Genomic DNA, 20922 nt, shown 5'->3' with positions numbered 1-20922 from the left:
TTGCCGTCGCGCATTAAGGCGGGCTTCTTCGCAGCTGACGGAACATGCTTTCACGAATTTGTTAAATGTTGCTGAAACGGGGCGTTTGCGGACAATGAAAAGCCCGCTTTCCAGGGGAAAGCGGGCCATATGCTTTACAAATTGGTCGAAGCGATCAGGCTTCGGCTCCACCTTCCGCAGCGCTCTCGTCAATGCCGCCAGCCGGGGCAATGATGGTCGCGATCGTGAAGTCGCGGTCGATCACAGGAGTGACACCCTTCGGCAGAGTGACTTCCGAGATATGGATGCTGTCGCCGATCTTCTTGCCGCTGAGGTCAATGTTGAAGAACTCAGGGATCGCATCGGCCGGGCAATGAACTTCGACTTCATGGCGAACGATGTTCAGAACGCCGCCGACCTTGAGGCCCGGGGACTTCTCTTCGTTGATGAAGTGAACCGGGATTTCGACGGTCACCTGGGTGTTACCGGAGACGCGCAGGAAATCGACATGCAACGTGAAGTCACGGACCGGATCGAGCTGGTAGTCCTTCGGCAGAACCTTGTGCTTCTTGCCGTCGACTTCGATCGTCGCCACGGTGGTCATAAAACCACCGGCGTGAATGCGCTTCGTCACCTCATTGGTGTTGAGAGCGATGGCAATGGGGGCCTGCTTGTCACCGTAGATGACAGCGGGTATCAAACCGTTGCGGCGAAGTTCACGGGCGGACCCCTTACCAACCCGTTCGCGCGCCTCGGCCTTGAGCTCGTAAGTTTCCTGGCTCATGGCTATTCCTTTCGAGGTTATTTGGAGAGTTCGGCGGCGGGCAAAAGCCTTGTTCCGACGAACCGGAGGCGGTATGATCCGACCTCATCCGCGTTGCCTCCAAGGGTGTCTACACGGACCGGTGGCCTATATTATAAGTCGATCGGAAACGCAAGTTGCGGATTTGGGTTGTTTTTTGCCCATATACACGCTTTCGCCAAGGTTTAACCATCGAAAACGAAATCGGCGGCGATTAATAAATCCTGCGTTTACCCGCCAATATAAGCAGGGCCGTCTCAATTTGCCGGTTGCCTCTCATGTTGCGTGTCCTTTCCTGCATCACCGTCGAACACAGCCTTCCGCATCTGATCTTCGCCACCGTTATCTGTGTGCTCGGATCGATGCTGTCGATGCGCCTCTTCACCCGGGTGCGCCGATCGCAGGGGCTGCAGAAAACCAACTGGCTGTTTCTCTCCGGTTTCGTTGGCGGCTCGACCATCTGGACGACGCATTTCATCGCGATGCTCGGCTACCAGACGCCGGTGGCGAACGGCTATGAGCCGACGTTGACGCTGCTGTCGCTGTTCGCCGCCGTCGCGACGACGATGATCGGCTTTGCCATCGCGTCAATCGCGCAGAAGAGCGCGCTTATCGAGGCAGGCGGCGTGATCGTCGGCCTCGGCATCGCGGTCATGCACTATGTCGGGATCGCCGGTTACGAGGTCGAGGGTCGTCTCGAATGGCAGGCCTCCTATGTCGTCGCCTCGCTGGTCTTGGCCGGCTTGTTCGGCGCAGTCGCCACCAATCGCGTCGGCCGGCCGATCACGCGTTTCTGCCGCCACGGGGCTGCCCTTTCGCTGATCCTTGCGATCGTGCTCACGCATTTCACCGGCATGGCGGGGCTGACGATCTTGCCGGATGCCACTGTTGCGGCACCCACCGAGATCATCTCGGACGGCATCATGACCGGTCTCGTCAGCGCCGTCATGATCATCATCCTGGCGCTGGGTGCCTCCACCTATATCATCGACATGCAGTCGACGCAGGCAGCCGTCGAGCGTTACCGCCATCTGTCGCTGCATGRCCCGCTGACCAATCTTGCCAATCGCGCCGCCTTCAACGAGCATCTGTCGGCGCTGGTCAACAAGCCGAGGGACATGACGGCCAATATCGCCGTGCTCTCCTTCGACCTCGACCGTTTCAAGGAAATCAACGACGTTCACGGTCACGCCACCGGCGATGCCGTGCTGCGCGCCGTCGCCGAGCGGCTGTTCAAGATCATGCAGAACGGCCAGTTCGTGGCGCGGGTCGGCGGCGACGAGTTCGTGGCCGTCATGTGCGATTATTTCGTCCGTTCGGACGCCAAGGGACTGGCACAACGCATGCTCGACGAGATCGCTCGGCCGATCGAATGGAACGGCCATGCGCTGACCGTCGGCTCCAGTATCGGTATCTCCACCTATCCCGGACAGGCGGACAATTTGGACGACCTGTTGTCGCAGGCCGATATCGCCATGTATCGGGCAAAATCGACAGCGACCAACAGCATATGCTTCTACGAGCCCTCGATGGACCAGGCAGCGCGCGAACGCAACGCGCTGGCGAGCGAGATGCGGGAGGGATTGGCGCGCGGCGAATTCGAGCTGTTCTACCAGCAGCAGAATGACACGGTGACGCGCGACATCGTTGGCCTGGAAGTGCTCCTGCGCTGGAGACATCCCGCGCGCGGCTACATCGCACCCGTCGAATTCATTCCGATCGCGGAAAAGACCGGCTTTATCATCGAGCTTGGTGAATGGGTGCTGCGGGCCGCTTGCGCGGAAGCGGCGACCTGGAAGAACCCGTTACGCATCGCCGTCAACGTCGCGCCGCAGCAGCTCGGCGACAACCGCCTACCGCAGATCGTGCATCAGATCCTGCTCGAGACCGGCCTGCCGGCGGCGCGACTCGAGATCGAGATCACCGAATCCGGCATCATCGCCGATCATCAACATGCGCTGCAGGCAATCCGCCGGCTGAAAGCGCTGGGCGTAAAGGTGGCGATGGACGATTACGGCACGGGTTATTCGTCACTGTCGACACTGCAGAGCTTCCCGTTCGACAAGATCAAGATCGACCGCGCCTTCGTCGACGGCGTCGTCACCAACAAGCAGTCTGCGGCGATCGTGCGTTCGACGCTCATTCTTGCGGCAAGCCTCGACATACCGGTGCTTGCTGAAGGCGTCGAAAACGAAGACCATATCGACTTCCTTCGACGGGAAGGCTGCCTGCAGGTGCAGGGCTTCCTCTTCGGTAAGCCGAGACCGCGCTCGGGCATCGAGGCGATCGTCACCGGCGAGGCGCCGGCCGTACAGCAGGAAACGGTTCTTGCGCCCGCCGTGAAGAAATCCGCGGCCGCGTGAGTGGCAAATTGCCATTCTCTGCCGCAGCTGAGGTTGACATCGGCGCGCTTCGCATCTTTGGATGGCCGCATTCAAAAAAGGGCTGAGGAGAATTCGGACTATGCGTCTCAAACTTGTCACGGCAACGAGCTTGCTGGCACTTTGCCTTGTCACCACGGCCCAGGGCGTCGAGATCAATCAGGATGGCGCCAATGCGGTCAAGGACAATCTGACGAAGCTGCTTCCCGAGGATCTTGCGAAGAGCGGCCTGCTCACCGTCAATCCGGCAGGCACTCGCTATGAGATCATTTACGATCTGGCGAAGCTGCTTGCCAAGGCCGATCCGGCGACATTCGCGATCAACGGGCTGACGCCGTTCTCGATGTTCGCTACGCCGCTCGACAGCGGGCTCTGGAATATTGAGGGTGACAACAAGCTCAACGTCTCCGGCCATTTCAAAGGCCCTGACCAGAAGCCGACGGATTTCTCCTACTCCATCGCTTCGCTTGTCTATACCGGCGTCTTCGACCCGGCGATCAGCTACCTGCGCTCCGGCACCTTCACCGCCAAGGACATCAAGGTCGCTAGCAAGTCCGACACCGAGGAAGTCCATGCCAGCTTTGCCGGGATGGACCAAAAGCTGACCTCGACGGACAGCGCAGGCGGCAACGGGCGTATCGATTTTGCGGGCGGCGGCTCGATGTCGACTTTCGTCGAGCAGGTTTCCGGCCTGCAAATGCCGCCCGTTGAAATCCGTGCCGACTCGATCGATTTCGATGCCAAAGTGAACGGCCTGCCGGCCAAGCAAATCCGCGAGATCGTCCTTTTCATTCTCGACCATCTCGAGGAGAAAGAACTAAGCCCAGAGAACAGCGACAAGATAAAGGGAATGCTCAAGCAAGCCTTTCCGATTCTTGCCTCGTTCAGCGAGACAATCGGGGTCAATAATCTGACCGTCAGCAGCCAGATGGGCAATGGCGGCGTCAAGGCATTCGGTTACAACCTGGTTATGGACGGGCCGAGCGACGCCATGCGTTTCGGCTTCGGCATCGATGCGCAGGACATCAGCCTCGACAGTCCGGCAATGCCGGCAAGTTATTCGCCCTTCGTGCCGACCAATTTCGATCTGCAGCTCGCCATTCCGAATCTGGATTTCGCCACCTTCGGCGACGCGCTCATGGCGATGGATTTCAACGCCAAGCCGCCAGAGCAAAGCGGCGACGAGATGGCGAAAAAGCTCTTCCGCGATGGCCGGCTCACCATCGAGTTTCCGAAGGTCAGCGCCAAGTCCGATGTCTACGACGTCGATATGACGGGCAAGATCGAGGGACGGGTCGATACCCAGAAGGACTATTCGATGGAGGCGACGATCCTTGCCCGCGATCTCGACAAGACGATTGCCGCGGTTCAGGAGCTTGCCAAGACGGATCCCGACCTCAACCAGGTCTCCTTCGGCATGATGATGGTGAAGGGCTTCGCCAAGACCGATGCAGATGGCCGCTCGCGCTGGGACATCAGCATCAGCCGCGACGGCGCTGTCGCCGTCAACGGCCAGGTGGTCAAGGAAGCGGACCAGGAAACGGTCCAGCCGCAATAGCGTATCCAGGGTCTTTCGACCGAAGATCAGATGCGCCGCCTAGGGTCTCATCCTTTGCGGCGCAGCAGCGCCGTTGCCATGTCGAGAAAGGCGCGCAACTTCAGCTGCGTCTGCGAGCGGGCGGGGAAATAGGCAAAGAGACCGGGCGTGGTCGGCAAGAAGGGATCGAGCACGCGTTCGAGCCGCCCTGATGCCACGGCCTCGCCGACGGAAATATCCGGCAAATAGGCAAGACCGAGCCCGGCCTCGGCGAGCTCGAGCAGCAGCAGGAAATCGTTGACCATCAGGTTGCCGGGCGCATCGACGGAGAAGTCGCGCCCGTCTCGCTCGAATTCCCAGCGATAGATGACGCCCGATGTCGGATAGCGGTAGCGGATCGCCTGATGGCGGGTGAGGTCCTCCGGCGTTAGCGGTCGGCCATATCGGGCGAAATAGCCGGGCGAGCCGACGACCGTCCAGGTGATATCAGATGTCAGCCGCATGACGATCATGTCCTTTTCGATCGCTTCGCCGATGCGGATGCCAGCGTCGAAACCACGTTCGGTGATATCGATTGCCGCATCATCGACCGAGATCTCGACAGAGATATCGGGATAGGCGTTGCGAAATTGCGGCAGCAGCGGCGTCACGATCAGAGGCACGGCCATGCGCGGCACGGTGAGGCGCAGGTGCCCGAGCGGGCGGTCGCGGAAGCCACCCAGCATGTCGAAGGCATCAGCAATGTCGGCGGCAGCCGGACGGACGCGCTGGAAGAGCGCGGCACCGGCTTCGGTGAGCGCGACGCGCCGCGTGGTGCGGACGAAGAGCGGCACGCCGAGCCTCGTCTCGAGCGCGCGGATCGTCTGGCTGACGGCAGTCGGCGTGACGCCGAGCGATGCGGCGGCAGCGGTGAAGCTCCTGGCGTCGGCGACGGCCAGGAATTCCRTCAAGCCGTTGAAGGGGTCGGGCGCCATCGGTCCATTATGAAGTTAAGCTTCATAAGCCTTATCGATCCGGCGGATTTTTCGCAATAATGTTTTGAGGCATTGTCTCTGCATCCGATCACGACAATCCAATGGATGGAGGATGACATGCAATATACGACCCTTGGCCGGACCGGACTTGCCGTTTCCAGGCTTGCCTTCGGCGCAATGACCTTCACATCGGGCGACCGCAGCTTAGGCGCGATCTACAAGACCGATGCCGATGTCGCTGATGCGCTTGTCGGACAGGCACTTGATGCCGGCATCAACTTCTTCGATACGGCAGACGCCTACGCATCCGGCCAGTCGGAAACGATCCTCGGACAGGTGCTGATGGCGCGGCGCAGCGAGGTGGTGATCGCCACCAAGGTCGGCTTCCGCACCGGCACGCCGCTCGGCCATGCCGGGCTTTCCCGCCGCCACATCCTCTGGTCGGTCGAGGAAAGCCTGAAACGGCTCAGAACGGACTGGATCGACGTCTATATCGTCCACAAGGAGGATCCGTTCACGCTGCTCGAAGAGACGCTGTCGGCGCTCGATGCGGTCGTGCGCTCCGGCAAGGTGCGTTATATCGGCTTTTCCAACTGGTCGGCCTGGAAGGTGGCGGCGGCGCTCGAAATCCAGAAGGCGAACGGGCTGGCGCCCTTCACGCATGGACAGATGCATTATTCGCTGCTTGGCCGCGACGTCGAGCGCGACATTCTTCCCATGATGCAGCGTTATGGCCTCGGGCTGACCGTCTGGAGCCCGCTCGCCTCCGGCTTTCTCTCCGGCAAATACACCCGCGAAACGCTCGGTGATCCCGACAACCGCTATTCCGGTTTCGATATCCTGCCCTTCGACAAGGAGCAGGGCTTCTCGCTGGTCGAGCGCATGCGGGTGATCGCCGCCTCGCACGGGGCGAGCGTCGCCCAGGTGGCGATCGCCTGGCTGCTTACGAAAAAGGCGGTCTCCAGCGTGTTGCTCGGCGCCTCGAAGCCGCATCAATTGGCCGACAATCTCGGTGCGGCGGAGCTGGTGCTTGATGAAGGCGACCTTGCAGCGCTCGATGCGGCGACTGAGCCGGCCCCGGTCTATCCGAACTGGTTCATCGACAATCTCGTCGATGAATCGCAGAAGGTGGCCCTCGGCCGCTGATCGCCGATAGAGGATTTTTGTCGCAAGGGGCCTGTCGCCACGCCATTGGGTCGAACTTACGTCGAGCCGGGCTCCGGCAATCATCATCGCATTGACTAGTCGTAAATTAACTAGTAATACTATGACTATGACATCAATCAAACGCTCCCCGACCGCGCTCGCTGTTCTTGGAATGCTCATGGAGGAGCCGCTGCATCCTTACCGGATGCAGCGGCTCATCAAGGAGCGCGGCAAGGACGAGGTGATCAATGTCACGCAGAGGGCGAGCCTCTATCAAACAATCCAGCGGCTCGAACGCGAGGGGTTGATCACTGCGCAGAAAACAGTCCGGGATGACAAGCGTCCCGAGCGGACCGTGTACGAGATAACCGAGAAGGGCCGCGACATGGCGCTGGAATGGATGCGCGAGATGTTGTCGACCGTGACGCGGGAATATCCGGAATTCCCCGCGGCCATATCATTTCTTCCTCTGCTCACGCCGAACGATGTGTTGGGTCGGCTTGAGCAAAGGGCAAAGATCATCGAGTCGGAGCTCCGCCGGATCGACGGAGTCCTAAGGGAGGCGCAGGCGGTACCAAGGCTCTTCCTTCTGGAGATGGAATATCTCCGGGCGCTTCACGCAACCGAATTGTCTTGGGTCAACGGCGTTGTCGAGGACCTGCGCGCCGAGCGCATCACCTGGACAGACGAGTGGCTGAGGCAGATCGCCGCGAAGTTCTCCATCGACCCCAACCTTGACCCGGAATAGTACCATGAAGGTTTTGATTATCGGCGCCGGGACCGGCGGTTTGGCACTCGCCCATCTGCTTAAGCAGGCTGGGGTTTGCATAGCGGTGTATGAGCGCGACCTCGCGCCGAACGCCGACACCGGTGGCTATCGCGTCGGCATCAGCCCGGCTGGAAGCCGAGCGCTAAAAGCCTGTATCCCCGGCGAACTCTACGACCTCTATGTCGCCACCTGCGCCAGGTCGCCGCGCTATTTCAACATGCTCACGGAACAGCTCGGCGAAGTGCTGAGCTTCGACGTCGATGATGCAGACCCGAACGCTCTCGACGGTGAAAAGAACGTGGTTCGAAAGACGCTGAGGCGGGTTCTGCTCAGGGGACTTGAAGACGACGTGTTCTTTGGGAAGGCGCTTCAAGGTTACACAAGTAACGCGGACGGGTCGGTCACCGCGTGCTTTCAGGATGGAAGCCTCGCGACGGGAGATGTCCTGGTGGGTGCTGACGGCACGAGTTCCACTGTATGCAAGCAACGCTTGCCGGACGCGCGTCTGGAAGACACTGGGATCGTATCGCTCGGGGGCAAAATTCCTATGTCGGCCGAGACGAAAGCTCTGCTGTCGGACAAAATGTTCAAAGGCATGTCGCTGATTATGGCGCCGATGGGCTTCGGAGCAATCATTCACTCGCTCGAGTTCGCCGACAGCCGAAGGGACCCAGGGTTTGCTGCGCGTTGGCCGGATTTTGTCGAAGCACTCGACGAGGACAGCATCGGCTGGGGTATCTGGGGCGCCCGGCAGAATTGCCCGCGGGATCCGTCCGGCCTGAACGGTGAACAATTGAGAGAGCTGGGCTTGGAGCTCGCTCGAGACTGGCATCCGCACTTACGTGCTCTCATCCTTATGACGGAGCCCTCGACGATCTACGATGTCAAGGTCAGGACCTCCGTCCCGCTGACGCCTTGGACAAGTTCGAATGTCACGCTGCTCGGTGACGCCGTCCATACGATGACACCCGGACGAGGCGCGGGCGCCAACACCGCACTTCGCGATGCAGCTCTGCTTGGACGTATGCTGGTCGAAGCGAACCAAGGGCGAAAGCCGCTCGTTGAAGCCATCCACGCCTACGAAATCGAGATGCTTCGCTACAGTACCGAAGCAGTCCAAGAATCGAAAAAGCAGATGGATGCTAACGATCTTGCTCATCGGCCGATTGTCGGCACAGTTCAGCTCGCTTTCATGCGCAGCATGATGCGCATCGTCAACGCAATACCTGCACTAAAGCGGCGCGCCTTTCGGCAGATGATGCGAGTTCGCGGCGAAAACTAAGGTAGTCGCTGACAATCAGCAAAATCCGGAGGTTCGTCGGATGCCTGATGTTTTCAGTCAAACAGACTGGAGACGGACTCTTCCTGGGCCGTTCGGCTGATGGCTTCGCCGATCAGCGGCGCCGTCGTTACGACGCGGATATTGTGGGCCGAAAGCACGGCCGTGGTCGGCTGGATCGAATCCGTGATGACGAGTTCGCGCAGCTTCGAGGAGGTGACGCGGGTGACCGCGCCGCCGGAGAGAACGCCGTGGGTGATATAGGCGGTGACGCTGGATGCGCCCTTGGCCAGCATCGCGTCGGCCGCGTTGCAGAGCGTGCCGCCGGAATCGACGATATCGTCGATCAGCAGGCAGTCCTTGCCGGCAATGTCGCCGATGATGTTCATGACTTCGGATTCACCCGGCCGATCGCGGCGCTTGTCGACGATGGCCAGAAGACAGTCCAGGCGCTTCGCGAGCGCGCGGGCGCGAACCACGCCGCCGACGTCGGGCGAGACGACCACGACGTTGCTGAGGTCATAGTGGCTCTTGATGTCGCGGGTCAGCACGGGCATGGCAAAGAGGTTGTCGGTCGGGATATCGAAGAAGCCCTGGATCTGCCCGGCATGGAGATCGAGCGTCATGACGCGGTCAGCGCCGGCCTCGGTAATGAGGTTTGCGACCAGCTTGGCGGAGATTGGCGTGCGGCCGGAAGCCCGGCGGTCCTGACGGGCATAGCCGAAATAGGGTAGGACGGCGGTGATGCGGCGGGCTGACGAACGACGCATGGCGTCGATCATGATCAGCAGTTCCATCAGATGGTCGTTGGCAGGAAAGGCGGTCGGTTGCACGAGGAAAACATCCTCACCGCGCACATTTTCCTGGATCTCCACGAAGATTTCCTGATCGGCAAACCTTCGAACACTGGCTTTCCCCAAGGGAACATTGAGATAGTTGCAGATCGCTTCGGCGAGTTGCCGGTTCGAATTGCCTGCGAAAACCTTCATTTTGGTCCGCCTGTTATGCGCTGATAGCCGCGCTTTTTAGTCAGCTTCCCCGTGAATGCAAGGGCAAAGGCGCCACAGGCTTCCATATTTGCAAAAAGTTTGTGACTAACCACCCTGAGTCTGCCGCCAGGAGGAGAATTCCGCGATCGTTTTTGAGCCGATCTGCTGCATCACCGAGGCCGGAACGCCCGCCCATGGATCGGTCGCGGCCGTCGGCACGCTTTCTTGCCCCTGGATTCGGTGCACGCGGCCCCCGCCGCTGTCGAGAATATCCCAGACATAGACCACGGTGACCTTGCCATCGTCGCTGAAGGCGGAGAGGTAGCCTTTGAGAATATAATCGCTGCTCGCATCGTTGGAACTCTTGATGGAAAGGCCATGCGCGCGCGCCTCGGCGCCGAGCTGGCGCGAGAGCGGGGTCACGGCCTGCACCGGCGCGCCGATGATCGGCAGGAAGCGCACGGTATTGCCGCGGGTGGAGGAGGGGGCCGGGCTGAGGGCGGCGGTCTGCTGTGGCTGTTGCGTCTCGGCCGGTTCAGCCGACTGTGCGGGAAGCCCACCACTGGCCGCCGGCGGTGGCAGCGATTGTTCCTCGATCGGGGCGGAGGCAGCCGGCGAGGAGCCGCTCCTCGATAGGGCGTTTGCCTGCTCCTGCATTGTCGTCGGTGGCGCGCCGGTGCCGGGTCGATAGGCCTGTTGCGACTGATCATAGGCCGGATGGTAGCCGCCCTGCTGCGAGCTTCCCGAGAAATTCGGCTGGCGGGTGCCCGCCAAACGCTCGGCTTCACTCTGCGTCACCGGGCTCGACGACGCGCCGCCCGAGGAATCGCCGATATCGACCTGCGGTGTCAGCGCATCGGTGGTATTGCAGGCGGTCAGCAGAGCCATGACGAGTAGGAGCGTGGGCACAATCGCAGCTCGCGTCATCCCTTGATCCGTCCTTCCCACAATCGCAATCAGCCCCACCCGAATTTATGCGGGTGGGGACCGTCGTCTGTCAATTCCGGATTCTCACCGGTCAGAGGCCGATGAAATCGAGCGGATGGCGGGACAGCGCGCGCGGCGCATCCGCTGTGGTCAGATAAGTCTGGCCGAGCGTCATCGCCGTGCCCGTATCGGAATCGGCGATGATCATGTGCACGAAGAGCGACATGTTCGGCTCGATTGGCTGCGGATTGCCGACATGGAACATCTGATGCTCCATCCAGGAGGGCGAGAAGCGGGCGCCGAGCGAATAACCGCAGGCATTCAGCCGGTGGCGGGCCAGGCCGCGCTCGTCGATTATCTTGGCATGCATGTCGAAGACATCACCAAAGGTCTGGCCGGGCTTCAGCACGGTCTCGATCGCCTCGATAGTTTCGCGGCAGGCGTTGTAGAGTTCGCGGTGGCGGTGCGTCGGCTCGCCGATGACGATCGTGCGCATCATGGCGGCATGGTAATGCGCATAGGCGCCGGCCCATTCGAGCGTCAGCTGGTCGTTGGCGTCGAGCTTGCGGCGGCCGGCCTTGTAGCGGCAGAGCAGCGCGTCGGCGCCGGAGCCGATGATGAACTCGTTGGCGGGGTAGTCGCCGCCGCCGGAAAAGACCGCGCCCTGCATGGCGGCAAGGATATCGGCCTCGTCGGCGCCGGGCTTTGTCAGCCGGATCGCGGCATCGAGCGCATCGTCGGCGAGAACGGCGGCGCGCTCGACATAGGCGACCTCCGTCGGGCTCTTGATCAGGCGCAGGCGGCTGACGAGGTAGGAAGCGTCGACGATCTGGCCGAAGGTGGTCAATTGCGCGTCGAGCAGACGGGCGACGCGGCCGGTCATGCCGTGCGTATCATATTCGACACCGATGCGGGCGCCGAGCAGATCCATCTCGACCAGCAGGTTCTTCAGGTCAAGCGTCGGATCGGCATTGACCCGATCGACCCAGATATGGATGTCCTCGAGGATCGAGGTATGCCTCGCCTGGCGAAGATCGGCCGAGCGGGTCATCAGCGCCATGGTGCCGTCGCTCTTGACGACCAGCGTCTGGAAGAAGCAGTAGCCGAAGGTGTCGTAGCCGGTCAGCCAGTACATGCTTTCCTGGGCGAAGAGCAGCAAGGCGTCGAGCTTTTCTTCCTTCATTTTCTCGGTGAGGCGCGCAAGCCGGCTTGCGAATTCGGCCTTTTCGAAATGCAGTGCCATTCTGCTCAAGTCTCCCTGATTGATATCGCGGAAATCTGGCGGCCGTAATCCGGCTCCTTGCGATGTGTCGTCCTGCGGTAGGAAAAGAAGCGCTCGCTATCCGGATAGGTGCAGAGGCCGAGGCTTTCGGCACGCACGCCGGCTTTCGTCAGCCGGTCGACGGTCAACGCCGGCAGGTTGAACATGGCATGGCCGGGCGTCTCGGAAGGCACAAAAAAGCGCACGTCCTCCGGGTTTTCGGCGACGAAACGCTCGACGAACTCGGGACCGACCTCATAACTTGCCTGGCTGATCGAGGGGCCGAGGCAGGCGACGATGCGAGCGCGATCCGCACCCAGCGCCTCCATGGCGGCGATGGTATTTTCGAGCACGCCCGTCAGCGCGCCCTTCCAGCCGGCATGGGCTGCGCCGATGACGCGGTTATCGGGATCGGCAAAGAGGATCGGCCCGCAATCGGCCGCGAGCACGCCAAGCGCGATACCAGGGGTGTGCGTTACCATCGCATCGGCGTCAGGGCGGGCGCCGTCATAATCGGCACCGACCACCACGACATCGGGAGAATGGACCTGATGCACGGTTGCCAGCCGCTCGACCGGCAAGCCAAACCAGGCGGCGACACGGCGCCGGTTTTCGAGGACCTTGTCACGTTCGTCGCTGGAGCCGAGGCCGACATTGAGGCCACGATACAGACCTTCGGAAACGCCGCCGGCCCGCGTGAAATAACCGTGCCGGATGGTGCTACCCGCCGCTTCGTTCAGCAGCGCGCTTTCGATCGGTGCGGGAGAGGCCGCGTCCTGCATCTGTGATTCCGGGGTTTTCGAGGGGTTTGTTACTATCCCAAGCGCATCGCATATGCGGCGCGCTTCAAGTTCTTGTTTCGGGCCGATGTTGAACCAGCCGCGTGCGCCCTGTCAATCCACCGGACGAAAGGGCATGAGATCGATGGCGGGATGGGAGACCGCCATCACCTTGAAGAGTTCGCCCATCCGGCCTTCACCGGCGCCGGCAAGCCTTTCGACCGCCGCCTGAATGACCTGCTGGGTTTGCGGCTCGCGATCGCGACCGAGGGCCGCCGCACGTTCGAGAATGCCGAGGCCACTTAGAAAATCACCTTGATGCAGGGCGCCGTTCAGATGGAGGCCGGCCGCAAGCGCCGTTTCGGCGAGCTGCTGGAAGTCGACATGGCTTGTCAGATCGGCTTCACCGGGATGGGCGAGCGGCGGGTCGAATTCATGCATGCGCACGGCCTGGAGCGTATCGCCGAAGCCGGTGACGAGATGGCCGTAGTCGATCGTAAGCGCCGTGCCGCCGAAGACGCGCAGCCGCTCGCAGATTGCGATCATCACCGCCTGGCGGGCCGGCGAGATTTCAAAGAGGGTGCCGACCGGCACGTTCTGCACCGGTTCGGGAAGAAGCGCGGGATCGAGGCCGGCGACGCCGGCGGCGAAGGTCAGCTCGCCATCGGCGTCGATGCCGACCATGCGCTCGCGGAAACCCGTCGGCATGCGGACGAACTGGCGGATCGGGATGGCGTCGAAGAGTTCGTTGGCGGCAATCAGCGTGAAGCCGGGCGGCACTTCGTCGAAGCCATTATGCCAGGCAATTTTCTCGCCGTAAGGCTCGAGTGTCTGGCTCTGGACGTCGCGCAGGCGCTCGCTGGTTTCGACGAGATGCACGCTCATCGCATCCAGGAGTGGCGGGGCGATGCGGGAGATGACGCGCAGCATGTCAGCCATCATCGTGCCGCGGCCGGGGCCGATCTCGACGAGGCGCACATCAGTCGGTGCGCCGTGGCGCTGCCAGGCATGGACGAGGAAGACGCCGATCATCTCGCCGAAGATCTGGCTGACCTCGGGCGCGGTGACGAAATCGCCGGAACGGCCGAAGGGCTCGCGCGTCCGGTAATAGCCGTGTTCGGGATCGGCGAGGCAGAGCGAGAAATAATCGGTGACGCTGATCGGGCCGTTGGCCTGGATGATCGCCTTGATCTTTTTGCCGAGAGCGGTGGTCATGTCGCGCGTCCTGCCGTTTTCAAAGCTGCAGCGCAGCCTGGCGGCAGGCCCGCAGCATCGCCCAGAGGCCGAGCAGGATCATCGGGGAGGAGAGCACCATGCCCATGGTCAGCCAGTTCGTGCCGAGGAGGTAACCGAGCTGGGCGTCGGGCTCGCGGAAGAATTCGACGAAGATGCGCGACAGCGCATAGCCGCAGACGAAGACGCCTGTGATGAAGCCGGGGCTTTTCAGCGCGCGCATGCCGTAGACCAGGGCGGCCAGCACCACGAGCAGAACTATGCCTTCGAGGCCGGCTTCGTAAAGCTGGCTTGGGTGGCGGGCGAAGGGACCGCCGGTCGGGAAGACCACGGCCCAGGGCACGTCGGTCAACCGGCCCCACAGCTCGCCATTGATGAAATTGGCGATGCGGCCGAAAAACAGACCGAAGGGAACGACGGTGGCGACGATATCGAACAGGCTCCAGATCGGTATGGCGTTGCGGCGCGCAAAGAGGATCATGGCAATCGTCGTGCCGGTCAGGCCGCCATGGAAGGACATGCCACCGTTCCAGATCTCGAGCGCACGGACGGGACTGCGCAGGACGGCGGGGAGATCATAGAAGAAAATATAGCCGAGACGGCCGCCGAGGACGACGCCAAGTGCTGCCCAGACGATGAAATCGTCGAGCTGCGTCCTTGACATCGGCGAGACGTTGCCGGGCCAGAGACTTTCATTGGCGGCGAGGCGGCGCGCATAGGCCCAGCCGAGCAGGATGCCGGCGACGTAGGCGAGGCCGTACCAGTGAATCGCCAGCGGACCGATCGAAAAGGCGATCGGATCGATATCCGGGAAAGGCATGATGGCAAGGAGATCGGCTGCTATCGGCAAGGTTTTCCACCTGTTGAGTTGGGCGGAACATGCCGCTGCGATCCCGGACGGTCAAGTCCATTGTTCGTGATGGCTCGTTCCCGGCCGGCGCCGGCAAGCTTATCCCGTGCAAAGCGCTTGCATCGTGGGTGGCGAAGCCCTACCTCAATTCCTGAGGCCCCAAAGGGCTGAATTCACCTCATGCGAAGGGAGAAAAACGCCATGACGACCGGAACGAACCGTATCATGGACGAATTCGCCAAGCTGATGACCGATGCGGCCGGTGCCGCCCAGGGCGTCCGCAAGGAGATCGAAACCGCCTTCAACGCCCAGGCCGAGCGTTGGCTGAACAGCATGGACATCGTCAAGCGCGAGGAGTTCGAGGCCGTGCGCGAGATGGCGATCAAAGCACGCGACGAGAACGAGGCGCTCGCCGCCCGCATCGCAGCGCTCGAGGCGAAGCTTGCCGGCGAGGGCGCTTAAGTCCCGGTATGACACAGATGCGGCGTTGCCTTCATGCCACACGCCGCATCTTCCGTAAAAAAACCAGGTGAGTTTTCCACCTGTGGACACTGCCAAAAAAGCCAATTCGCAGAGTCGCTTATTCTCCCTTCTGAATTGAATTTCGAAGAGCCTTTCCACAGTGGCCGGTCCTATTTTCCCTTCAGGGGGCTGGCAGGGGGCAAGGGGCGCTATACACTGATTTTAAATGATGATTCGAAGCGACTTGGTAAGCTCCGGGCAGGTTATCTGCGTTAAGTCTGGCGGCGGTTCAACGATCATCCGAGTGGTGTTTCCGGTATTTGCGTGTGTCTTTTCTTGTGTTCGTACACGAAGTTAGGCCGCATTCGTTCCGGTCAAGAAGGTGCTGCATGAACCTGATGGAATTGGAAGTCGAGCGTCAGTCGAACCCGGTCGATATGATCGAGTACGTTGCCTCCAACAACGACTGGTCGTTCGAACGGTCCGGCGAGGACGAGATCGCGATGACGGTCGAGGGCCGCTGGACGGACTACCACGTCTCTTTCTCCTGGATGGAGGAATTCGAGGCGCTGCATCTTGGCTGCGCCTTCGATATCAAAGTTCCCGACATCAGGGTCAACGAGGTGGTCAAGCTGCTCTCGGCGATCAACGGGCAGGTGCTGATGGGTCATTTCGACCTCTGGCGTCAGGAAGATGTCGTCATATTCCGCCAATCGCTGCTGCTTGCCGGCGGTGCGGAGCCTACCAATCGCCAGGTTGAGGTGCTGCTTTCCAGCGCGCTCGATACCTGCGAAGCCTATTTCCAGGCATTCCAGTTCGTCGTCTGGTCCGGCATGGAAGCGACGAAGGCGATGGAAGCCGTGCTGTTTGAAACGGTCGGCGAGGCATAAGATGCCGACGACCCCTTTCTCCTCGACACATCCCGTCGTTCTGATCGGTGCCGGAAACATGGGCGGGGCGATGCTCTCCGGCTGGCTGAAAAGCGGCGTTCCGGGCTCGGCGGTCATCATTGTCGATCCCGGCCCGTCGCCGGCGATGTTGGCGACGATCAGCGAGGCTGGTGCGGCGCATCTGACCGCGCTTCCCATGGATTTGAAGGCAAGCGTGCTGTTCCTCGCGGTCAAGCCGCAGGTGATGGAGACGGTGCTGCCGGCGGTGAAAAGTGCGGTCGGGCCGGGCACGGTCGTCGTCTCGGTCGCAGCCGGCAAGACGCTCGATTTCCTTGAGAGGCATCTCGGCAAGGCCGCCATGGTGCGGGCCATGCCGAACACGCCGGCCATGGTCGGGCGCGGCGTCACCGGCGCCTTTGCCAATTCGGGGGTCAGCGATCAGCAGCGCGAACGCGTCCATTCCCTTCTGCGCGTCTCGGGCCCGGTCGAATGGGTGCCGGCGGAAGCCGATATCGATGCCGTGACGGCGCTTTCGGGCAGCGGTCCGGCCTACGTATTCTATCTCGTCGAATGTATGGCGGAGGCAGGCCGTAAACTCGGCCTGCAGGCGGACCTCGCCATGCGTCTTGCGCGGGAAACAGTCGCGGGGGCTGGTGAACTCATGCACCAGTCCCCCGACGACGCTTCGCGGCTGCGAGAGAATGTGACTTCTCCCGGCGGCACCACGGCGGCGGCGCTCGCCGTGCTGATGGCCGAGAACGGCATGCAGCCTCTGTTCGACGCCGCCCTTGCGGCGGCGCGCAAGCGGGCCGAGGAACTGGCCGGCTGACGGAGACCATATGGCAGAAGAGATCAACTACGCCGATTTCGAGCGTGTCGACATTCGTGTCGGCACGATCATCGAGGCCAGTCCCTTTCCGGAAGCGCGCAAGCCGGCAATCAAGCTGGTGATCGATTTCGGCCCTGAGATCGGCGTTAAAAAATCCTCGGCGCAGGTCACCGTGCATTATACGCCGGAAAGCCTGCTGGGCCGGCAAGTGCTCGGCGTCGTCAATTTCCCGCCGCGCCAGATCGGGCCGTTCCGCTCGGAAGTGCTGACGCTGGGTTTCGAGGACGAGAACGGCGCGATCGTGCTTGCTGCAGTCGAACAGTCGGTGCCAAACGGCCGAAAGATGATGTGAGCGGGAGCTTACACTTAAAGCGCGTCGCGTCGAATCGGATTCATGCGACGCGCTTTAAGTATTTATGCAAGTCGTTATCCCAAAACCGCTGCGTACTTTTGGGCGACATGCATTAGATCAGGGTGATTTTAGGCCTGATCGGCCTAAAATCACCCTGATCTAAATCAAAGAAATAGAGCATGATGTCGTCCGAAAACCGCGCACACTTTTCGGCATCATGCTTTAGTTGTTCGGGGCTTCGCCTGATGCGCCGGCATCGGATCCTCGACGAGGTCTGATTTCCTGCAGAAATGGATTGCTTCGCCGCTCGTCGCCGATGCGGCTGCCCGGGCCGTGGCCGCAGATGAAGCCGACCTCGTCGCCGAGCGGCAATACCTTGTCGCGGATCGAATCGAGAAGCTGCTGATGATCGCCGCCGGGCAGGTCGGTGCGACCGATTGAGCCGTTGAAGAGGACATCGCCGAGATGGGCGAAATTCTGCGCACGGTTGAAATAGATGACGTGGCCGGGGGCATGGCCGGGCGTGTGATAGACCTCGAATTCATGGGCGCCGAAAGAGATCTTGTCGCCGTCCTTCAGCCAGCGGTCGGGCACGACGTTACGCAATCCTGATATGCCGTATTTCGCGGCCTGGGTCTCGATCCGCTGCAGCAGCGGCAGGTCGTCCTGATGCGGGCCGACCACGTCGAGGCCGAGAGCTTCCTTCAGCTCGCTGGCACCGCCGGCATGGTCGAGATGGCCGTGTGTCAGCCAGATTTCCTTGATGGTCAGGCCGTTCTGGGCAATCGCCTGCAGGATGAGCGGCACGTCGCCGCCGGGATCGACGACGACGCCTTCCTTGGTATCGGGATCGAAGAAGATCGTGCAGTTTTGCTGGAAGGGTGTCACCGGAATGATGCCGGCCTGGAGCATGCCCATAAGTGCCTCGCTTGGTGTCTCTGCTGCTTCGGGTATAGTCCGAAACCGCGGCAAGGACAGCCGGAATCTTGTGCCATTGGCGGTGTGCCTCACGGTAAAAAGACGGACTGCAACAAGAATTTATGCCCTCTTCGCCATCGTCACAGAGCGAGAAAATCGAGTTTTTGTCAATTTTTCCAAATATTTGCATGAAATCTCCCGCAAGTAGTGTTTCGCTCGGCGGAGCACAGGGGAACATCGTGGAACCCCGTGCGTTGTCAGCCCATCGAAACCAAGGAGACGCTCACATGACCTTGAAGAGAAACATTCTGCTGGCAGGCGCGGTGCTGATGGCTAGCGCCGGTCTTGCGCAGGCTGAGATGATGGCGACGACGGTCAACGATCTTAACGTCCGCGCCGGTCCGGGCCCGCAATATCCGACGGTCGGCCTTGCCACCCGCGGCTCGACAGCGGTCCTCGACGGCTGCATCGAAGGCAGCCGCTGGTGCCGTGTCGACGTCAATGGCATGCGCGGCTGGGTCTATGCCGATTATCTGCAGGTCGATCAAGGCGGCAGCCCTATCATCGTCGAGCAGCACCGTGCCGAGATCGGCGTTCCCAGCGTGACTTATGAGTCGACCGCGAGTGTCGTGCCGGCCGAGCCACAGCCGGCACCGGGCGACGAGTTGCTCGGCCCCGTCGGGGCGGTCGAGACCATCACCCCGCCAGAGACGGTCCGCACTTATATCGAAACCAATCCGGGCCAGACGGTGCAGCTCGGCGGCGATGTCGTCGTCGGCGCTGAGGTGCCTGACGATGTCACCTTCCAGTCGATTCCCGACTACGAGTACCGTTATACGAGGATCAACGATCGGCCGGTGCTGGTCGATCCCGGTACACGCCGGATCGTCTACGTCTATCAATGACGTGTTCGACAGAAACTGAGGCGAGGCGGACGTCGGACCGCCTCGTTCCGGGGCGCTTCTCCCTGCCTTAATCCCGCATCGGTTGATTTTTCTTAACGCTTTCCTCCAAAATATGATAAAATACTAATATGCCGAAGGTTCGGCATGGATCGGCGATCGGGGAGATCGCCAGAGGAGGAAATCATGGAAGCGCTACTTCCGCTCATCACACAATTGATTGCCGGTGCAATCGGCGGCAACGCCGCGAGCGCCGCTTTGAAGCAGCAGGCGATCAACGTCGTCGCCCGGACCATCGCAGGTGCGATCGGCGGTGTTGCCGGCGGTATGCTGCTCAGCATGGTCGGCGGGGAAGCGGCCATGACCGGCCTGATCGCCGACGGCATCGGCGGCCTGATCGGCGGCGGCATTCTCTCGACGCTCGCCGGACTGGTCATGGCACGGGCGCATAGGTAAAAAGGCCCGGCAGGCGGTTATCTACAGCGCCGCGTGTCTTTTGAGACGCGCAATGGACGCTGTTGCACTTTAAATTGCTGCATAATTTTATCCTTTTAGGAATTATGCAGTAGCCGGACCGATTGCGTGAGGGTCTTATTCGGCGGCGATCGCCGCCGGATAGACTTCCTTCATGTAGTCGTCATCAGCACTTCGGAGATCTTCGACGGCGTGAAGCGGTACGGGCCGATTTCGGAAACCGGGGTCACTTCCGCAGCCGAGCCGGTGAGGAAGCATTCGCTGAAGCCGGGAAGCTCTTCCGGCAGGATAGCGCGTTCGATCACCTCGATGCCGCGGCGTTTGGCGAGTTCGATGACGGTCTGGCGGTGATGCCGTTCAGGAAGCAATTCGGGGTCGGCGTGTGAATGACGCCATCCTTGATGAAGAAGATGTTGGCGCCGGTCGCTTCGGCGATCTGGCTGCGATAATCGAGCATCATGGCATCGGCGTAGCCTTTGGCCTCGGCGGCGTGCTTGGAAATGGTGCAGATCATGTAGAGACCGGCAGCCTTGGAGGCGCAGGGCGCCGTCTTCGGATCGGGACGGCGGCATTCGGCGATATCGAGGCGGATGCCCTTCAGCTTTTCGGTTGGGTTGAAATAGCTGCCCCATTGCCAGATGGCGATGGCGACGTTGATGCGGTTGGCCTGCGCCGAAACGCCCATCATCTCACTGCCGCGCCAGGCGATCGGACGCACATAGGCATCGGAAAAACCCTGGCGCGCCAGGAACTCGACCGTTGCGACATCCAGTTCCTCGACGAAGTAGGGCGCTTTGAAGCCGAGGATCTCAGCGCATTTGTGCAGGCGCTGGTTATGTTCGGTGAGTTTGAACATCTAAAGCGCGTCGCGATCTTTCAGATTCGCTCCTCGCGCTTTAGGTCCTTGTTTTTAGGCATGTCGTTGTCGCAAAACCGCTGCACACTTTTGCGCGACATGCTCTAGCCGCCATAGGCGCGCTCGCCTTCGAAGACGGCGTTGGCATAATGCAGGCCGTGGGTCAGTACGTGGATCTTGGCGTCTTTCCAGGCGACGAACTCGCCGTTGAACCAGATTTCGCCGTCCAGCTGGTCGAAAGGAACTGAAGCCTTCCCTCAACTCCTCCGATGCTTGAGCGCCATGCCTGTTGATTGTTGTCCCCATTACGTTTTATCCACAGACGCAAGGGGA

Annotated in this window: 20 protein-coding genes and 2 pseudogenes; 11 read left to right on the top strand and 11 right to left on the bottom strand. The window is 61.1% G+C overall.

Annotated features, from left to right (window positions below; all coding sequences use genetic code 11):
- Positions 1 to 154: 154 nt before the first annotated feature.
- Positions 155 to 763 (bottom strand): 50S ribosomal protein L25/general stress protein Ctc, encoded by a 609-nt coding sequence (locus AC1ECN_RS09420; RefSeq protein ID WP_018073968.1) that lies wholly within the window; start codon positions 761 to 763, stop codon positions 155 to 157.
- A 296-nt stretch (positions 764 to 1059) separates the two neighbouring features.
- On the opposite strand from AC1ECN_RS09420, the gene AC1ECN_RS09415 reads away from it, so the two are divergent.
- Both AC1ECN_RS09415 and AC1ECN_RS09410 read left to right on the top strand, forming a co-directional pair.
- Positions 1060 to 3144, top strand: coding sequence for a putative bifunctional diguanylate cyclase/phosphodiesterase (locus AC1ECN_RS09415; protein WP_477952822.1), 2085 nt, complete (start codon positions 1060 to 1062; stop codon positions 3142 to 3144).
- Positions 3145 to 3244: 100 nt separating this feature from the next.
- Positions 3245 to 4720: a hypothetical protein gene (locus tag AC1ECN_RS09410; protein ID WP_024319533.1), complete on the top strand. Its 1476-nt coding sequence runs from the start codon at positions 3245 to 3247 to the stop codon at positions 4718 to 4720.
- Positions 4721 to 4767: 47 nt separating this feature from the next.
- On the opposite strand, the gene AC1ECN_RS09405 is transcribed toward AC1ECN_RS09410, so the two are convergent.
- Positions 4768 to 5673 carry a LysR family transcriptional regulator gene (locus AC1ECN_RS09405; protein WP_477952820.1) on the bottom strand — a complete coding sequence of 302 codons (906 nt, stop codon included), beginning with the start codon at positions 5671 to 5673 and terminating at the stop codon, positions 4768 to 4770.
- A 117-nt stretch (positions 5674 to 5790) separates the two neighbouring features.
- On the opposite strand from AC1ECN_RS09405, the gene AC1ECN_RS09400 reads away from it, so the two are divergent.
- From AC1ECN_RS09400 to AC1ECN_RS09390, 3 genes are all read left to right on the top strand, one after another.
- Entirely contained in the window at positions 5791 to 6819 is a 1029-nt protein-coding gene (locus AC1ECN_RS09400) for an aldo/keto reductase (protein WP_130672932.1), read from the top strand.
- A 127-nt stretch (positions 6820 to 6946) separates the two neighbouring features.
- Entirely contained in the window at positions 6947 to 7567 is a 621-nt protein-coding gene (locus tag AC1ECN_RS09395; RefSeq protein WP_245497016.1) for a PadR family transcriptional regulator, read from the top strand.
- 4 nt (positions 7568 to 7571) lie between these two features.
- The gene (locus tag AC1ECN_RS09390; protein WP_018483215.1) at positions 7572 to 8870 is read left to right on the top strand and encodes an FAD-dependent oxidoreductase; all 1299 of its coding nucleotides are present in this window, start codon (positions 7572 to 7574) and stop codon (positions 8868 to 8870) included.
- Between the two features lie 53 nt (positions 8871 to 8923).
- Here the strand turns inward: AC1ECN_RS09390 and AC1ECN_RS09385 are convergent, their stop codons facing one another.
- The 6 genes from AC1ECN_RS09385 to lgt form a co-directional block, all read right to left on the bottom strand.
- Positions 8924 to 9856, bottom strand: coding sequence for a ribose-phosphate pyrophosphokinase (locus AC1ECN_RS09385; protein ID WP_018073974.1), 933 nt, complete (start codon positions 9854 to 9856; stop codon positions 8924 to 8926).
- A gap of 105 nt (positions 9857 to 9961) precedes the next feature.
- Positions 9962 to 10783, bottom strand: coding sequence for a hypothetical protein (locus AC1ECN_RS09380; protein ID WP_130672931.1), 822 nt, complete (start codon positions 10781 to 10783; stop codon positions 9962 to 9964).
- A gap of 91 nt (positions 10784 to 10874) precedes the next feature.
- On the bottom strand, positions 10875 to 12026 hold the full coding sequence (locus tag AC1ECN_RS09375; RefSeq protein ID WP_018073976.1) for a M24 family metallopeptidase: 1152 nt from the start codon (positions 12024 to 12026) through the stop codon (positions 10875 to 10877).
- Between the two features lie 5 nt (positions 12027 to 12031).
- Positions 12032 to 12826 carry a peptidoglycan editing factor PgeF gene (gene pgeF, locus AC1ECN_RS09370; RefSeq protein ID WP_018073977.1) on the bottom strand — a complete coding sequence of 265 codons (795 nt, stop codon included), beginning with the start codon at positions 12824 to 12826 and terminating at the stop codon, positions 12032 to 12034.
- 111 nt (positions 12827 to 12937) lie between these two features.
- Entirely contained in the window at positions 12938 to 14038 is a 1101-nt protein-coding gene (locus AC1ECN_RS09365) for a class I SAM-dependent methyltransferase (protein WP_075224520.1), read from the bottom strand.
- Between the two features lie 19 nt (positions 14039 to 14057).
- Positions 14058 to 14906: a prolipoprotein diacylglyceryl transferase gene (gene lgt, locus AC1ECN_RS09360; protein WP_075224519.1), complete on the bottom strand. Its 849-nt coding sequence runs from the start codon at positions 14904 to 14906 to the stop codon at positions 14058 to 14060.
- 201 nt (positions 14907 to 15107) lie between these two features.
- Here lgt and AC1ECN_RS09355 point away from each other — a divergent pair, with 201 nt between their 5' ends.
- The 4 genes from AC1ECN_RS09355 (at position 15108) to AC1ECN_RS09340 (ending at position 17439) form a co-directional block, all read left to right on the top strand.
- Entirely contained in the window at positions 15108 to 15368 is a 261-nt protein-coding gene (locus AC1ECN_RS09355) for an accessory factor UbiK family protein (protein WP_003541711.1), read from the top strand.
- 389 nt (positions 15369 to 15757) lie between these two features.
- The gene (locus AC1ECN_RS09350) at positions 15758 to 16258 is read left to right on the top strand and encodes a type III secretion system chaperone family protein (protein WP_003541709.1); all 501 of its coding nucleotides are present in this window, start codon (positions 15758 to 15760) and stop codon (positions 16256 to 16258) included.
- A 1-nt stretch (position 16259) separates the two neighbouring features.
- Entirely contained in the window at positions 16260 to 17087 is an 828-nt protein-coding gene (gene proC / locus AC1ECN_RS09345; protein WP_130672930.1) for a pyrroline-5-carboxylate reductase, read from the top strand.
- A gap of 10 nt (positions 17088 to 17097) precedes the next feature.
- Positions 17098 to 17439, top strand: a complete 342-nt coding sequence (locus AC1ECN_RS09340) for a tRNA-binding protein (protein ID WP_130672929.1) — start codon at positions 17098 to 17100, stop codon at positions 17437 to 17439.
- A 222-nt stretch (positions 17440 to 17661) separates the two neighbouring features.
- Here AC1ECN_RS09340 and AC1ECN_RS09335 read toward each other — a convergent pair whose 3' ends face one another.
- Positions 17662 to 18357 carry an MBL fold metallo-hydrolase gene (locus AC1ECN_RS09335; protein ID WP_130672928.1) on the bottom strand — a complete coding sequence of 232 codons (696 nt, stop codon included), beginning with the start codon at positions 18355 to 18357 and terminating at the stop codon, positions 17662 to 17664.
- Positions 18358 to 18644: 287 nt separating this feature from the next.
- On the opposite strand from AC1ECN_RS09335, the gene AC1ECN_RS09330 reads away from it, so the two are divergent.
- Together AC1ECN_RS09330 and AC1ECN_RS09325 are read left to right on the top strand one after the other, a co-directional pair.
- Positions 18645 to 19262 (top strand): DUF1236 domain-containing protein, encoded by a 618-nt coding sequence (locus tag AC1ECN_RS09330; protein WP_024319541.1) that lies wholly within the window; start codon positions 18645 to 18647, stop codon positions 19260 to 19262.
- Between the two features lie 183 nt (positions 19263 to 19445).
- A complete protein-coding gene (locus tag AC1ECN_RS09325; protein ID WP_003541697.1) occupies positions 19446 to 19715 on the top strand; it encodes a hypothetical protein in 270 nt (89 codons plus the stop codon).
- Positions 19716 to 19850: 135 nt separating this feature from the next.
- Here AC1ECN_RS09325 and AC1ECN_RS09320 read toward each other — a convergent pair.
- A pseudogene (locus AC1ECN_RS09320) lies at positions 19851 to 20589 on the bottom strand (branched-chain amino acid aminotransferase); the annotation flags it as partial.
- 102 nt (positions 20590 to 20691) lie between these two features.
- Positions 20692 to 20819 (bottom strand): annotated as a pseudogene (locus AC1ECN_RS09315) (branched-chain amino acid aminotransferase); the annotation flags it as partial.
- Between the last annotated feature and the right edge of the window lie 103 nt (positions 20820 to 20922).

The sequence above is a fragment of the Rhizobium sp. 01N447_2 genome (genome assembly GCF_056399245.1).
The sequence above is the reverse complement of the archived record's forward strand: the minus strand, read 5'-3'. Positions and strand labels throughout refer to the sequence as shown.